At 64.3% G+C, this 14,006-nt stretch carries 12 protein-coding genes; 8 read left to right on the forward strand and 4 right to left on the reverse strand.

Annotated elements, in window-relative coordinates; translation table 11 throughout:
• Nucleotides 1–27 precede the first annotated feature (27 nt).
• Nucleotides 28–627 carry a bifunctional nicotinamidase/pyrazinamidase gene (pncA, locus tag NKI29_RS03795; RefSeq protein ID WP_023676971.1) on the reverse strand — a complete coding sequence of 200 codons (600 nt, stop codon included), beginning with the start codon at nt 625–627 and terminating at the stop codon, nt 28–30.
• A 272-nt stretch (nt 628–899) separates the two neighbouring features.
• On the opposite strand from pncA, the gene NKI29_RS03800 reads away from it, so the two are divergent.
• Genes NKI29_RS03800 through NKI29_RS03825 form a run of 6 tightly spaced genes read left to right on the forward strand, consistent with a single transcriptional unit; the run spans nt 900 to nt 7,964 of the window.
• Nucleotides 900–1,760, forward strand: coding sequence for an FAD binding domain-containing protein (locus NKI29_RS03800; protein ID WP_023676970.1), 861 nt, complete (start codon nt 900–902; stop codon nt 1,758–1,760).
• Nucleotides 1,760–4,516 (forward strand): molybdopterin cofactor-binding domain-containing protein, encoded by a 2,757-nt coding sequence (locus tag NKI29_RS03805; protein ID WP_031211829.1) that lies wholly within the window; start codon nt 1,760–1,762, stop codon nt 4,514–4,516. The genes NKI29_RS03800 and NKI29_RS03805 overlap by 1 nt, the downstream gene beginning before the upstream one ends.
• On the forward strand, nt 4,513–6,057 hold the full coding sequence (locus NKI29_RS03810) for a hypothetical protein (RefSeq protein ID WP_023676968.1): 1,545 nt from the start codon (nt 4,513–4,515) through the stop codon (nt 6,055–6,057). The genes NKI29_RS03805 and NKI29_RS03810 overlap by 4 nt, the downstream gene beginning before the upstream one ends.
• Complete coding sequence (locus NKI29_RS03815; RefSeq protein ID WP_352568538.1) at nt 6,054–6,929, forward strand: UPF0280 family protein; 876 nt, start codon at nt 6,054–6,056, stop codon at nt 6,927–6,929. Before NKI29_RS03810 ends, NKI29_RS03815 begins: the two co-directional genes overlap by 4 nt.
• Nucleotides 6,922–7,506 carry an amino acid synthesis family protein gene (locus tag NKI29_RS03820; protein WP_352568537.1) on the forward strand — a complete coding sequence of 195 codons (585 nt, stop codon included), beginning with the start codon at nt 6,922–6,924 and terminating at the stop codon, nt 7,504–7,506. Before NKI29_RS03815 ends, NKI29_RS03820 begins: the two co-directional genes overlap by 8 nt.
• On the forward strand, nt 7,503–7,964 hold the full coding sequence (locus tag NKI29_RS03825) for a MarR family winged helix-turn-helix transcriptional regulator (RefSeq protein WP_352568575.1): 462 nt from the start codon (nt 7,503–7,505) through the stop codon (nt 7,962–7,964). Before NKI29_RS03820 ends, NKI29_RS03825 begins: the two co-directional genes overlap by 4 nt.
• Before the next feature lie 68 nt (nt 7,965–8,032).
• On the opposite strand, the gene NKI29_RS03830 is transcribed toward NKI29_RS03825, so the two are convergent.
• Genes NKI29_RS03830 through NKI29_RS03840 form a run of 3 tightly spaced genes read right to left on the reverse strand, consistent with a single transcriptional unit; the run spans nt 8,033 to nt 11,888 of the window.
• Nucleotides 8,033–8,998: a substrate-binding domain-containing protein gene (locus NKI29_RS03830; RefSeq protein ID WP_254815861.1), complete on the reverse strand. Its 966-nt coding sequence runs from the start codon at nt 8,996–8,998 to the stop codon at nt 8,033–8,035.
• A complete protein-coding gene (locus tag NKI29_RS03835; RefSeq protein ID WP_352568536.1) occupies nt 8,995–10,308 on the reverse strand; it encodes an ABC transporter permease in 1,314 nt (437 codons plus the stop codon). The genes NKI29_RS03830 and NKI29_RS03835 overlap by 4 nt, the downstream gene beginning before the upstream one ends.
• Nucleotides 10,305–11,888: a sugar ABC transporter ATP-binding protein gene (locus NKI29_RS03840; RefSeq protein WP_352568535.1), complete on the reverse strand. Its 1,584-nt coding sequence runs from the start codon at nt 11,886–11,888 to the stop codon at nt 10,305–10,307. Before NKI29_RS03840 ends, NKI29_RS03835 begins: the two co-directional genes overlap by 4 nt.
• A gap of 217 nt (nt 11,889–12,105) precedes the next feature.
• Between NKI29_RS03840 and NKI29_RS03845 the strand changes: the two genes are divergently transcribed.
• Nucleotides 12,106–13,125: a LacI family DNA-binding transcriptional regulator gene (locus tag NKI29_RS03845; RefSeq protein WP_352449454.1), complete on the forward strand. Its 1,020-nt coding sequence runs from the start codon at nt 12,106–12,108 to the stop codon at nt 13,123–13,125.
• Between the two features lie 254 nt (nt 13,126–13,379).
• The gene (locus NKI29_RS03850; protein WP_352568534.1) at nt 13,380–14,003 is read left to right on the forward strand and encodes a L,D-transpeptidase; all 624 of its coding nucleotides are present in this window, start codon (nt 13,380–13,382) and stop codon (nt 14,001–14,003) included.
• The last annotated feature ends 3 nt before the right edge of the window (nt 14,004–14,006 follow it).

Consider the following 14,006-nt stretch of genomic DNA (forward strand, 5'->3'; position numbering starts at 1 on the left):
AGTCTGTCAGGTTCGGGTGGATGACGTTCAAATCAGTGTCACGCCGGCATCGCGCATCCGGCCCAGCATCCTCTCCACGGAGCCGTTGAGATCGATGCCGCGGCAGGCGTCGAGCCGCACGGACGTCTCAAAACCGAGCTTGACTGCGTCGAGCGCCGAAAAGGCGACGCAGAAATCCGTCGCCAGGCCGACCAGGGTCAGCGTCTCGATGTTCCGATCCCGGAGATAGCCGGCAAGGCCGGTCGGCGTCGTCCGGTCGTTCTCGAAGAATGCGGAATAGCTGTCGATCGCAGGACGGAACCCCTTGCGGATCACCAGCTCGGCCTTGCTCCAGGCGAGGCCCGAATGGAAATCCGATCCCAGGCTGCCCTGGATGCAGTGATCCGGCCACAGCGTCTGGTGGCCATAAGGCACGTCGATCGTTTCGAACGGGTGCTTGCCGGGGTGGCTGGAGGCAAAGCTCGAATGGCCGGCAGGGTGCCAGTCCTGCGTCAGCAGGACGTGCTCGGTCCGCCGGATCAGGTCATTGACCAACGGCACGATTTCGTCGCCACCGGCCACTTCAAGGGCGCCACCCGGGCAGAAATCGTTCTGCAGGTCGATAACGACAAGCGCTTCGTCGGCCATGGAGCCTCCTTATTTTCTTGGTCTTGAGCTTAGGCTCCAATGAAAACGCGACCGGACGCAGAAACTTGACCAGATGGCCGGCTGCGTCAACCTCTCATGGCATAACAAATGCGTTCCGGGTGCACCGGTGCCAACAGCCGTGCAAACTCTGGCTTTGACAATTCCTGCCGGCTTGATATCATTTGCATACGAATGAATTTCCTGCCTTGAATGCTCGGGAAAATCTTTCGGCAGGATCCCCTCTCGGGAAGCCCATTCTGGGAAGGCAAAGCGTGATCCGTTACGCAAAACCCACCACGGTCGACGACGCCCTCGCTTTGCTGGGCGAAGGGCAATGGCGCATCCTCGCCGGCGGCACCGACTTCTATCCGGCACAGGGCAGCAAGCCTTTCCGCGACAATGTCCTCGATATCAATGGCCTGGTGGCATTGCGCGGCATTGCCGAAGCCGAAAACCATTGGCTCGTCGGCGCGCGCACCACCTGGACCGATCTCGTCCGCCATCCTCTGCCGGCGGCTTTCGACGCGCTGAAGCAGGCGGCGCGGGAAGTCGGCTCGGTGCAGATCCAGAACGTTGCCTCGATTGCCGGCAATCTCTGCAACGCCTCGCCGGCCGCCGACGGCGTGCCGCCGCTGCTGGTGCTCGATGCCGAAGTCGAACTGCGTTCCGCTGTGGCGACCCGGCATCTGCCCCTTGCAGAATTCATCCTCGGCAACCGTCGCACCGCACTGCAGCCCGGCGAAATGGTCATGGCAATCCGCATTCCCAAACCCGCGACCGCCGGCAGCTCCGCCTTCGTGAAACTCGGCGCGCGGCGTTATCTCGTCATCTCCATCGCCATGGCCGCCGCACGCCTGGCCGTCGAAGATGGTAGGGTCAGGAACGCGGCCGTCGCCGTCGGTTCCTGCTCGGTTGTCGCCAGGCGCCTGGCGGGTGTCGAGGCGGCGCTACGCGGCCGGCCCGTCGGCCACGCGCTGGCCACTGCGATCCAATCCGCACCGATGGACGAGCTGTCGCCGATCGGCGACGTGCGCGGCAGCGCCGAATATCGGCTGGACGCTGCGCGCGAGATCGTCGCCCGCGCCGTGCTTGGTGCGATGGGCGCTGTTCCCGACGAAAGGGCGGCGGCCTGATGGACATGGAGCGCGCCGACATCGCCTTCGAAGTCAACGGCGCCGCCGTCAGCGTTTGCGTGCCGCCGGTGCGGCGGCTGTCCGCGGTGTTGCGCGACGAACTGCGGCTGACCGGCACCAAGATCGGCTGCGATGCCGGCGATTGCGGCGCCTGCACGGTGCTGGTCGACGGCGAGCCGGTCTGCGCCTGCCTGATGCCCGCGGCTTCCGCCTCCGGCACCGTGGTGACGACCGTCGAAGGCCTCGCCAATGGCCGGTTGTCGGCGCTGCAGGCTTCGTTCCTCAGCCATGGCGCAGCGCAATGCGGCGCCTGCACGCCCGGCCTGCTGGTCGCGGCAACGGCACTCCTGGACAGGACGCCTTGCCCGAGCGAGGCCGAAACGCAGGATGCACTGGGCGGCGTGCTCTGCCGCTGTACCGGCTACCGCAAGATCGTCGCCGCGGTGATGGATGCTTGGCGCCACGCCGACGGTCTCGATCAGCGCATGCCATCCTCTGGCCATGCCGTCGGCTCCTCCCCGATCCGCCTCGATGGCCTTCCGAAAGTCACTGGCGGCGAAAAATTCGGCGGTGATTCATTCCCGGCCGACGCATTGTCGGTGTTGGTGGTCCGCTCGCCGCATTATCATGCCGCTTTCACTTTTGGCGATCTCGGCAGCTGGGTGAAATCCCGTCCTGGCATTGCCGGCGTCTTCACCGCCGCCGACATTCCGGGAAAGAATTGTTTCGGCGTCATCGCGCCCTTCGCCGACCAGCCGGCGCTGGCCGAAGGGGTTTCGCGCTTTCGCGGTGAGGCGGTGGCGCTGGTCGCCGGCGAACGCGAGGCTATCCTCGATCTCGACCTAGCCGATTTCCCTGTCAGTTGGACCGAGTTGCCGCATTTTCTGGAAACTGGCGAAGCGCAGGCCGGCGGTGCGCAACTAGTCCATGAAAACCGGCCCTCGAACCTGCTCACCTCCGGCTTCGTGGAGCGTGGCGACCCCGAAGCCGCGCTCGCCGGTGCGGCTTTCGCCGTTTCCGGCGCCATCCACACTTCCTATGTCGAGCACGCCTATATCGAACCGGAAGCCGGCTATGCCTTCATGGACGGCGACACGCTGGTCGTCGTCGCCTGCACGCAGGCGCCCTATATGGACCGTGACGACACGGCAAAAGTGCTCGGCCTTGCCCCGGAACAGGTGCGCATCGTGCCGACCGCCACCGGCGGCGGCTTCGGCTCCAAGCTCGACGTCTCGCTGCAACCGCTCATCGGCCTCGTCGCCATGAAAACCGGCCGGCCGGCGGCGCTCGCCTACAGCCGCACCGAATCGATGATCTCGACCACCAAGCGCCATCCCGCTCAGATGAGAGCGAGCATCGGCGCCGATGCCGACGGCCGCATCACCGGCATGGTCTTCGCCGGCGATTTCAACACCGGCGCCTATGCCAGTTGGGGGCCGACGGTCGCCAACCGCGTGCCGGTGCACGCCTCCGGCCCCTATGCGACGCCGAACTATCGGGCCGAAGGCCGCGCCATCCACACCAATGGCCCGATTGCCGGCGCCTTTCGCGGTTTCGGCGTGCCGCAGGCGACGATCATGCAGGAGACCCTCTATGACGACCTGGCCGACAAGCTCGGCATGGATCGGCTCGACTTTCGCCTGAAGAACTGCCTTCGGAACGGATCCGAAACAGTCACCGGCCAGCGGCTCGAGTCGGGCGTCGGCATCGCCGACTGCCTCGAGGCCCTGCGCTCACATTGGCGGCGTGCCCTAACTGACGCCGACGCGTTCAACGCCCGTAGCAGCGGCGAAAAAAAACGCGGCGTCGGCGTCGCCTCTTGCTGGTACGGTTGCGGCAACACCTCGCTGCCCAATCCGTCGACCATCAAGGTCGGCATCTCGGCATCGGGCGAAGTCGTCCTGCATCAGGGGGCGGTCGATATCGGGCAAGGTTCGAACACTGTCATCGCGCAGATCTGCGCCGACGCGTTGGGTCTTCCGCTTGAAAAGCTGCGGCTGAAAGGCGCCGACACGGCGATCACCCCCGACGCCGGCAAGACGTCGGCCTCGCGCCAGACCTTCGTCACCGGCAAGGCCGCCGAAAAGGCCGGCCGCGCCTTGCGCGATGAGATCTTGCGTTTCGCCAATGTCTCGGAAAAGGCGGCGATTGCGCTGGACGGCACAAGTCTGAGCATCGGGGAAGGCGAAGCGACGCGCCGCATCGATCTTTCCTCGCTGAAGGCAGACGCCGAAGGCTTTGTCTTCCGTGCCGAGGAAAGCTATGACCCGCCGACGCTGCCGCTCGATGCCAAGGGCCAAGGCAAGCCTTATGCCGTCTATGGCTATGGCGCCCAGATCGCCGAACTGGAGGTCGACCTCAGGCTCGGCACCGTGAAGCTTATAAAAATCACCGCCGCGCACGATATCGGCAAGGCCATCAACCCTTTACTGGCAGAGGGCCAGATCGAGGGTGGCATCGCCCAGGGCATCGGCATGGCGCTGATGGAAGAATATATCCCCGGCCGCACCGAAAACCTGCACGACTATCTGATCCCGACGATCGGCGACGTGCCACCGATCGAGACCATCCTGATAGAAGTTCCGGATCCGGAAGGACCCTTCGGCGCCAAGGGTTTGGGCGAGCATGTGCTGATCCCGACGGCGCCGGCGATCCTCAACGCCATCCGCCACGCCACCGGTGTGCTGGTCACCAAAATTCCGGCGACGCCGACCCGCATTCGCGCCGCCATCCTCGACAAGGAGGCGCGCCGATGAGCGAGCTTGCCGAACGCTTCGAGACACACGATCCCGGCGAGAAGCTGGTGGCCGAGAAGATCCGCTGCGATGCCTGTCCGGTCATGTGCTACATCGCCGAAAGCCGCACCGGCGCCTGCGACCGCTACGGCAATGTTGGCGGCAGGATCGTGCGGATGGATCCACTGACCATCCTCGACCACGCGGCCGAGACCGGCGCCGCAATCGTACCCTTTGCCGAAGAAGGCGAGACATGGGACGGCGAACTGGTCAACACCGGCCGCCGCTTCGTCACCGCCATCGGCGCCGGCACCACCTATCCCGATTACAAGCCGGCGCCCTTCATCGTCAGCCAGGAGGTCGAGGGCGTCGATCTGGTCACCGTCGTCACCGAGGGCATCTTCTCCTATTGCGGCGTCAAGGTGAAGATCGACACCGACCGTCATATCGGCCCCGAAACGGCGACGGTCCGTGCCCAAGGCGAGGCGATCGGCCATGTCACGACCGGCGAATACGGCTCGCAGATGCTGTCGCTGGGCGGCGTACATCATTTGACCGGCGGCTCGAAGGCTGAAGGGCGCGCCACCTGCGACGCCATGCTCGCCCTGTGCAACCGCAAACCGGTTGAACTCGTCATCGACGGCGGCGCCACCGTCATCGTCGAAGCCGGCAAGCCGCCGGTCATCGACGGCAAGCTCGAGCAGCGCATGCGCGTCGGCTGCGGTTCGGCTACCATAGGCATGTTCGCGACCCAATGGCGCGGCCTTGTCGACGAGGTGGTGGTGGTCGATGACCACATCACCGGCGTCGTCTCCGAGCATCAGGCCGGCAAGGTGCTTGGCTGGCAGGATACCGGCATCAAGATCATCGGCCGCCGTTCGACGCCGGGCCGTTATTTCAAGGTGTCGGAGCCCGGCCTCGGCTGGGGCGGCACCAGCATTTCCGACCCGCTGTCGATCCTTGGTGAATGGAACGCCAAAAAGGGTGCGCGCCCCGGCATGTCGCTGCTGATGGTCTCGACCACCGGCGAGCAATTCGCCTATTACGAGCTCGACGACGAACTGAAGCCGGTCCAGAAACCGTTCCCGGAGCGGCTGCGGAAGTCGGTCGAACTGATCGAGGACAATTGCGAGCCGGCGCTCTGCACCGTGCTTTTCGTCGGCGGCGCCGGCGGCTCGCTGCGCGCCGGCGTCACCGAGAACCCGGTCAATCTGACCCGCTCGGTGCAGGGCTTGACGACCTATGTGACGGTCGGCGGCGCGCCGGTCTATGTCTGGCCGGGCGGCGGCATCACGCTGATGGTCGACGTCACCCGCGTCCCGGAAGGCGCCTTCGGCTATGTGCCGACCCCGGCGCTGGTGGCGCCGATCGAGTTCACCATGCGCCGCGACGATTATGTCAGGCTTGGCGGCTACGAAGGCGAAATCCGCAGCGTCGACGATATCCTGGCCAAGGGCGGCGAATATCTCAATCCGCGCCGCGGCACGGCCGCACCCCGTGACAATCCCTGGCCGCCGCTGGCGCAGTTGCGTCGCGCGGCCGCAAACGGGGCCGGGCGATGAACGGCCCGCAGGCGCATTGGCTCGAGGACGGCCGGAGGCTTCACCTCAATCATGGGCCGATCGACCTGATCGTCGAGGCATTCGGCGAGGCGAGTGAATGCAGCGCCGCATATCGCCAGGCAGTGGCGCGCTTCCAGACAATCCTGCCCGAACTGGTCGAAGAGTTGCCGGAACTGCGGCGCCCGGCCGCCTCGCGGCCACGTGCTTTCGCTGGCCCGACGGCGCGCCGCATGGAAGCGGCAGTCGTTCCGCTAGCGAAACAATTCATCACACCGATGGCGGCCGTCGCCGGCTCGGTAGCCGACGAAGTGCTTGGCGCGCTGCTTGCCGGCCGCCGGCTCGAGCGCGCCTATGTCAACAATGGCGGCGACAGCGCGATCTATCTCGGCCACGGGCAGTCGATGACGCTTGCCATTGCCGGGACAGGTCATGGGTTGGCAGATCGTCTCACGATCCGCCCCGAAGACGGGATCCGCGGTGTCGCGACAAGCGGCTGGCGCGGCCGCTCCTTTTCGCTGGGCATCGCCGACGCGGTCACGGTGCTGGCGCGAACGGGTGCTGAAGCCGATGCCGCCGCGACCTTGATCGCCAACGCCGTCGACCTGCCCGGTCATCCGGCCGTTAGGCGCGTTCGGGCGCGCGATCTCGCACCTGACAGCGATCTCGGCGACCGTTTGGTGACGCAGGGCGTGGGGCCGCTTTCCGCCCTTGAAATCGATATTGCACTGGAAGGTGGATTTGCCGGTGCCGAGGAGTTTCGGCGGCGCGGCCTGATTGCCGCCGCGGCGCTTTTCCTCGGCGGTCAGGCACGCATCGCAGGTCCGATGGCACTCGCCAATAAGGTTTTAGAGAGGGAAATTGCTCATGCCTGAGTTTCCGATCCGCAAGATCGCCGTGCTGACCGAAGAGATTTTTCACGAAGGCGGGCCGGTGGCGAAGGTGCCGCGACGCCGCGCGGCGGCCATGGCCGTGGTCAAGAACCCGTTCGCCGGCCGTTACGTCGAGGAACTGCAGAGCGCCATGGAGGATTTGAAGCCGCTCGGGCTGCTGCTCTCCGACAGGCTTGTTGCCGCATTGGGCGGCGACGTCAAACAGATCGACGGTTACGGCAAGGGCGCCATCGTCGGCATGGCGGGCGAGCTGGAGCATGGCGCGCTGTGGCATGTGCCGGGCGGCTATGCCATGCGCGAACGGCTCGGCGACGCCAAGGCGATCGTGCCCTCGGCGAAGAAGGTCGGCGGCTTCGGCGCGCGGCTCGATGTGCCGCTCGGCCACATCAACGCCGCCTATGTGCGCAGCCATTTCGATGCCATGGAAATCGGCATCAGCGATGGCCCCCGTCCCGACGAGATCCTGTTTTGCCTCGCCATGACCTGCGGCCCGCGCGTGCACGACCGCATGGGTGGGCTGGCGGCCAAGGACATTAAGGCATGGGATGGGCTGCGGTGAGCGCCGAGGACAATCTGCTCAAGCTGGTCGAGGCCGAGGAGCCTGACGAAAACGACTATCGCTTGCAGGAGCAGGTCGGCTTCATCCTGCGCAAGGCGCATCAGCGCCATGTCTCGATCTTCGCCGCACACATCGCCGATCTGACGCCGCCGCAATTTGCCGCTTTGGCCAAATTGCACGACGTCGGCGAGACCTCGCAGAACCAGCTTGGCAGCCTGATCGCCATGGATGCGGCGACCGTGAAGGGCGTCATCGACCGGCTGAAAGCGCGTGGCTTTGTCGAACTTAGCAAACACGAAGTCGACAAACGGCGCCTGCTGGTCAATCTGACCGCCGAGGGGCGCGACGCGATCGAGCGGCTGATTCCGCTTGCCCGTGAGATTACGCAGGAAACGCTGGCGCCGCTTTCCGCCAAGGAAGCGGCCATTTTCATGAAGCTACTGGCCAAGCTGGCTTGAGCTGCTGCCTGCCGGCATTTGGTTGTTGTTCCTGCCGGGCGCTGAACGCCCGGCAGGAAAGCCTCGTCTCAGAGGCCGTTGTCCTTCAGGATCTGGGCGGCATTTTCCTTGGTGATCTTCTGCGTCGGCAGGGTGATGGTCTTTTCCACCTTCTCCCCGTTCAGGAACTTGATCGCCTGCCGCAGCCCTTCGGCGCCCGGCGTCACATAAGTGAACGTCGCCGTCAGCTCGCCATTGGCGACCAGCTGCACGCCTTCATTGGGCAGGCCGTCGATGCCGATGAACTTGATGTCCTTCTCACGTCCGACGTCCTTGGCGGCAAGATAGGCGCCATAGGCCATCGGATCATTGTGGCCGTAGACGAGATCGATTTTCTCGTTGTTGCGCAACGCCGTCGCCATGATGTTGTAGGCCTGGTCCTGCTTCCAATCGCCCGACTGCTGGTCGAGCAGGTATTTTATGCCCGGCTCCTTGTCGGTGAATTCATGGAAGCCGTCATGGCGGTCGTGTGCCGGCTGGGTGCCCATGCCGCCCCAGATCTCGACGACGTTGCCGGCGGCCTTGCCCTTGCCGCCAAGCAGCTCGACGGCATATTCACCGGCAGCCCGGCCGATCAGCTTGTTGTCGCCGCCGACGAACTGCGTGTAGTCGTTGGTTTCGACGTTGCGGTCGAGCACGAAGACGGGGATCTTGGCATCGATCGCCTGCTGCACGACACCGGTCAGGCCGGCGGATTCTTTCGGTGATACCAAGAGCGCATCGACCTCCTGACGGATAAGGTTTTCGACATCGGCGACCTGCTTCTCGGTCTTGTCCTCGCCGTCGGTGATGATCAGCTCGACTTCCGGATGCTTGGCCGCTTCGGCCAGGATGTCCTTGTTGAACTGAGCCCGCCAGGGTTCGATGGTCGTCACCTGCGAGAAGCCGATCTTCCACTTCTTGTCCTGCGCATGGGCGCCGCCGGCAAGCATGGCGGTCGTGGTCAGGAGTGCCGCTGTCAGCCCGGCGAGCTTCAACAATTCACGTCGTTTCATTTCTTGTTTCCTCCAATATTCAGAGACGCGGTCTCTTGCGACGGCCGCTTTGCCGCGGCCGTTTCCTTGTGCGCTTGCCCACCGGGCAGTCGCAGATAGAAGAGAAGATCACCGGCACTGCGCTCCTGTACGAGCACGGTACCGATGATGATCATCCCCTTCAGCACCAGCTGAAGGTTCGAATTGATGTTGTGCAGCTGCAGGATGTTCGAGAGCAGCCCGAAGATCAGCACGCCGCAGAACGTCCCGGTCAGGCTGCCGCGTCCGCCCATCAGGCTGGTGCCACCGATGACCACGGCGGCAATCGCGTCGAGCTCCAGCCCGGCGCCGGCGTCCGGCTTGCCTTGCCGGTACTGCGCGACATAGAGCACCGCCGCGATGCCGGCCAGCAGCCCTGACACGGCATAGGTGGCGATCTTCACGCGGCCGGCGGCGATGCCCGACAGCCGCGCCGCCTCCTCATTGCCGCCGATCGCATAGACATAGCGGCCGAACGGGGTGAAGCGCAGCACGGCGCCGTAGATCAGGATGGCGCCGAGGAAGAACAGGCCCGGCATCGGGATCACGCCGAATACCAGAGTGCGCAGCATTTCGAAATCGGCGGTGGCATTCGAGCCGGTGTAGACCGGCAGCACCGCATTGTTCTGGCCGGCTGTCAGCCGGGCGATGCCGAGCGCAGTGACCATCATCGCCAGCGTCACGATGAAGGGCTGCAGCCGCCCGGCGACGATGATGAAGCCGTTGAGCGCGCCGAACAGCAGGCCGACGCAAGGCGCCACCAGCAGCACGCCGAGCACGCCGAATTTTGAGCCCACCTGCGGCAGCAGGAACCACAGCACCAGACTGCACAGGATCACCCCGACAATGCCGGGCGTCACCAGCCCGCGAACGCTGTCCAACCTGATGTCGTGCGTGGCCTGCGCGCCGGCGCGGGATTTTTCGATGTTCAGCAGGATGAAACGAGTGACGAGAATGCCGAGGCAAAGGGCTGCCAGGGCAACTGTCGGCACCCCCAGCACCACCGCCGGCGTCACGCCGGGGACCGTCAGCAGCATGGCACAGACGACCGTGCAGATAGCCATCAGCGAGCCGACGGAAAGGTCGATACCGCCGGTGATGATCACCGCAGTCATGCCGGTGGCAATCAGCCCGGTGGTCGACACCTGGCGCAGCACATCGAGCAGGTTGCCGTAGGACAGGAAGATGTTGTTGCCCTTGGAGCTGATCGGCGAGCCGAGCACGCCGATCAGGAAGATGGCGATCAGGCCCCAATAGAGCTTCGTCCGGGACAGGATATGCAAAATGCTCATGCGGCAGGCCTCGTCATCGTCCGTCGCGGCGCCGCAAGCCGCATGATGGCCTCCTCGCTGGCTTGCGCGCGGGACAGGATTCCCGTCTGGCGGCCGTCGGCCATGACCAGGATACGGTCGGAAAGATGCAGCAGCTCCGGCAATTCCGAGCTGATCACGGCGATCGCCAGCCCGTCTCGCGCCAGCTTGAAGATGAGATCGTAGATTTCCCGCTTGGCACCGACATCGATGCCGCGTGTCGGCTCGTCGAGCAGCAGCACCCGCGGCCTCGTCGCTAGCCATTTGCCGATGACGACCTTCTGCTGGTTGCCGCCGGACAGCGTGCCCGCCGGCTGCTCGACGGTCTCGCAGCGAATGCCGAGCGCCTTGACGGCGTCCCGTGCCAGCCCTTGCTCACCGGCCAGCGAGCGCACGCCGAACCGCGCCAGCGCGCCGACCAGCGGCAGCGCGACATTGTCGGTGATCGAGGCCTCGAGATGCAGGCCTTGCGTCTTGCGGTCTTCCGTGACCAGAGCGATGCCGAGCCGGCGCGCATCGCGCGGCGAACGGATTTCTACTGCCTCGCCATCGAGCCTGATCTCACCGCCGGCACGTCCGCCGCTGGACCCGAAGATGGTTTCCAGGATTTCAGTACGGCCCGAGCCCAGCAGCCCGCCGATACCGAGGATTTCTCCTGCGGCAAGATCGAAGCTGACGCCATCGAGCACGGTGCGCCAACCATGGCGATTGGGCTTCGACAGCGACAGCTCGCTTACGGACAGGACCGTGTTGCCACCGGGGATGCGGTGCTCCTGGGAGGAAGCAAGCAGGTTTCGCCCGACCATCGCCGAAATTATGGCGTCTTCGTCGAGCTTGTCCATCGCCCGCGTCAGGACGTGGCGTCCATCGCGAAACACGGTGACGCGGCTGGCCAGATGCATGACCTCGTCGATGCGGTGCGAAATGTAGACGATCGCCACGCCGCTGTCGGCGAGCTGGCGGATGATGCGGAACAGCCGCTGGCATTCGGCCGGCGAAAGCGCCGAGGTCGGCTCGTCCATGATCAGAATGCGCGCCGACATCGACAGCGCCTTGGCGATCTCGACCAGCTGCTGTTCGCCGACGCGCAAGGCACCGACGCGCGCATCCGGGTCGAGCTCGATGCCGAGCCTTTGCAAGAGCGCGCCGGCAGCGCGGCTGCTCGCCTTGCGGTCGACGATCAGCCCGGCGATCAGCTTCTCGCGGCCGAGAAAGATATTGTCGGCGACGCTAAGTTCGGGAACGAGGTTCAGCTCCTGGTGGATGATGGCGATGCCGGCGCGCTCGGCTTCGCGGACGCCGGCAAAGCGCACCGGATAGCCATCGATACTGACCGTTCCGTTATAGTCCGTATAGACGCCGGACAGGATCTTCATCAGCGTTGACTTGCCGGCGCCGTTCTCGCCCATCAGCGCATGGACCTCGCCGCGCCGCAGTTCGAAGCCGACATCGACGAGCGCGGCGATACCGCCGAAGGACTTGGAGATGTGCTCGGCGCTCACTACGATAGCCGAGCCGTCCGCCGTAGCGCCTTGCGCAGGGATGGAATTGCCGTGCTGCATGACAAGGACGGCCTCCCTCCGTCGTCACCGAACACCTCAAACGCTAATCTAAACGTTTCGATCATGTCAAGGCAATATCTGGAGCCTGAGATTGTTCCATTTCAATTCTTGCGCAAAATCATAAGATTCCGTACGTATTGCTACCGTGGAGTGGTGAAACGTTTCGAAAATGACAGCGTCAGGACGAAAAAAGCAGCGCAAATTCACGGCTCCGACCATGCTTCATGTGGCCGAGGCCGCGCGTGTTTCCGTGGCCACCGTATCGGCGCTGATCAACGGCACCGCGACCGTCAGCCCCGAGCTCAGTCAGCGCATCGAACAGGCGATCCGCGACATCGGCTACAAGCGCAACGCCATTGCCCGCAGCCTGAAGATGGGCACCACACGCACCATCGGGCTCACCGTCCCACACATCACCAATCCGTTCTTTACCGACGTGGTTTCGGTCATCCAGCAGGCTTTCGACAGGGCCGGCTACGCCGTCATGCTGTGCTGCACCGACGAGCACCTGAACACGCAGGACGACCAGATCAGGCTGCTGCTCGACCGCATGGTCGACGGACTGATCGTCGCGCGTGTCGGTGACGGCGCGATCCTCAAACGGATTGTCGACGACGCCAATGTGCCGGTCGTGCTGCTCGACCGTGTTTGCCAGGGTGTCGACACCGATGCCGTCGTTCTCGACAATCAGCGCGCGGTGTTCGACGCCATCACTTACCTGATCGATCTCGGCCATCGGCGCATCGGCTACATCTCCGGCTCGTTCGATATCTCGCCGATGCATGACCGCATGGCGGGATACCGCGAGGCCCTCCAGGCCGCCGGCCTGCCGGCCGAGGCCGAACTCGTCCGCTTCGGCAACTTCCATGAAGTCGACGGCTACAATGCCACCATGCAGCTGCTTTCGCTGCACGACCGGCCGAGCGCCATCTTTTCGGCCAACAACCCGATGGTGATCGGCACCATGAAGGCCATTCGCGATATCGGCCTGTCCTGTCCGGAGGATATTTCGGTCGCCTGCTTCGACGACTTTCCGTGGTCGGATGTGTTCCGGCCGCAATTGACCACGGTCGCACAGCCGGTGCAGGCGATTGGCGAACAGGCGGCCAATCTGCTGCTCGACCGGCTCGCCGGAAACAGGGATGCGCCGCCGCGCAAGCTGACGCTCAAGGGACGCCTGATGATCCGCAATTCATGCCGTCCGCTAGGTGCGACTGCGCAGAGCGTCAGCGCGTAGCGCTTGGGCTCTGTTCAGAAACTTTGCAATGCCGGACGGACAGCGCTCCCTCTGTCCTGCCGACCCCGGGCCTTCGCAGCCACTACGGGCGTTCGTCGTTCGAAAACCGAGCAATTGAAGGACGCGGCGCCGATCGAGCCAAGTGGCCAACAATCAGCCAGCCGACAGTCAGGAAAATCTTGGCAATCGAAGCATGTCGGATTAGGAATATGACGAGATGCGGCTGATCGTTCACACGGGCGCCGGCTTGAGTCATGCGCGTGAAATCGATCCTAATTGGGCTGGGACTTGCTGGGATGGTCGCATTCTCCGGCTGCACCACCGGCGGAGCATTACAGACCTTTCCCCAGGCCTATGGCGGCCTCACCGACGCCGGTTTCCGCATTCCGCCGGTTCCGATCTACAAGGTCGACCCAAAGTTCCGTCGGCAGACAGTGCCTTATGCAACTGACGAGGAGCCTGGCACCATCATTGTCGATACAGGAGCGAAGTTTCTCTACTACGTGCTGGGAGACGGTCAGGCACTGCGCTACGGCATCGGCGTCGGCAAGGCGGGCTTCGAGTGGCATGGCACTGCTCACGTTGCGAGGAAGCGCGAATGGCCGGATTGGAGCGCGCCGTCCGCGATGATCGTGCGCGAGCAGAAGCGAGGCCGCATCATACCGGCCCATATGGAGGGCGGACTCGTGAACCCGCTCGGTGCGCGGGCGCTTTATCTTTTCAACGAGAAGGGTGACACTGGATATCGCCTGCACGGTAGCCCCGAATGGTGGTCCATCGGCAAAGCCGTGTCTGCGGGCTGCATTCGCCTCATGAACCAGGACATCATCGATCTCTATGACCGCTCCACAATCGGCACCAAGGTGATCGTTATTTAGTGG

The sequence above is a fragment of the Mesorhizobium sp. M0678 genome, from assembly GCF_040320505.1.
GTDB lineage: Bacteria > Pseudomonadota > Alphaproteobacteria > Rhizobiales > Rhizobiaceae > Mesorhizobium.

Bases quoted from the DNA above. Each gene is read 5' to 3' on its own strand.
- NKI29_RS03810 (WP_023676968.1), top strand. From the start codon at position 4,513: ATGAGCGAGCTTGCCGAACGCTTCGAGACACACGATCCCGGCGAGAAG.
- NKI29_RS03820 (WP_352568537.1), top strand. From the start codon at position 6,922: ATGCCTGAGTTTCCGATCCGCAAGATCGCCGTGCTGACCGAAGAGATT.
- NKI29_RS03850 (WP_352568534.1), top strand. From the start codon at position 13,380: ATGCGCGTGAAATCGATCCTAATTGGGCTGGGACTTGCTGGGATGGTC.
- NKI29_RS03815 (WP_352568538.1), top strand. From the start codon at position 6,054: ATGAACGGCCCGCAGGCGCATTGGCTCGAGGACGGCCGGAGGCTTCAC.
- NKI29_RS03840 (WP_352568535.1), bottom strand. From the start codon at position 11,888: ATGCAGCACGGCAATTCCATCCCTGCGCAAGGCGCTACGGCGGACGGC.
- NKI29_RS03830 (WP_254815861.1), bottom strand. From the start codon at position 8,998: ATGAAACGACGTGAATTGTTGAAGCTCGCCGGGCTGACAGCGGCACTC.
- pncA (WP_023676971.1), bottom strand. From the start codon at position 627: ATGGCCGACGAAGCGCTTGTCGTTATCGACCTGCAGAACGATTTCTGC.
- NKI29_RS03805 (WP_031211829.1), top strand. From the start codon at position 1,760: ATGGACATGGAGCGCGCCGACATCGCCTTCGAAGTCAACGGCGCCGCC.
- NKI29_RS03845 (WP_352449454.1), top strand. From the start codon at position 12,106: ATGCTTCATGTGGCCGAGGCCGCGCGTGTTTCCGTGGCCACCGTATCG.
- NKI29_RS03835 (WP_352568536.1), bottom strand. From the start codon at position 10,308: ATGAGCATTTTGCATATCCTGTCCCGGACGAAGCTCTATTGGGGCCTG.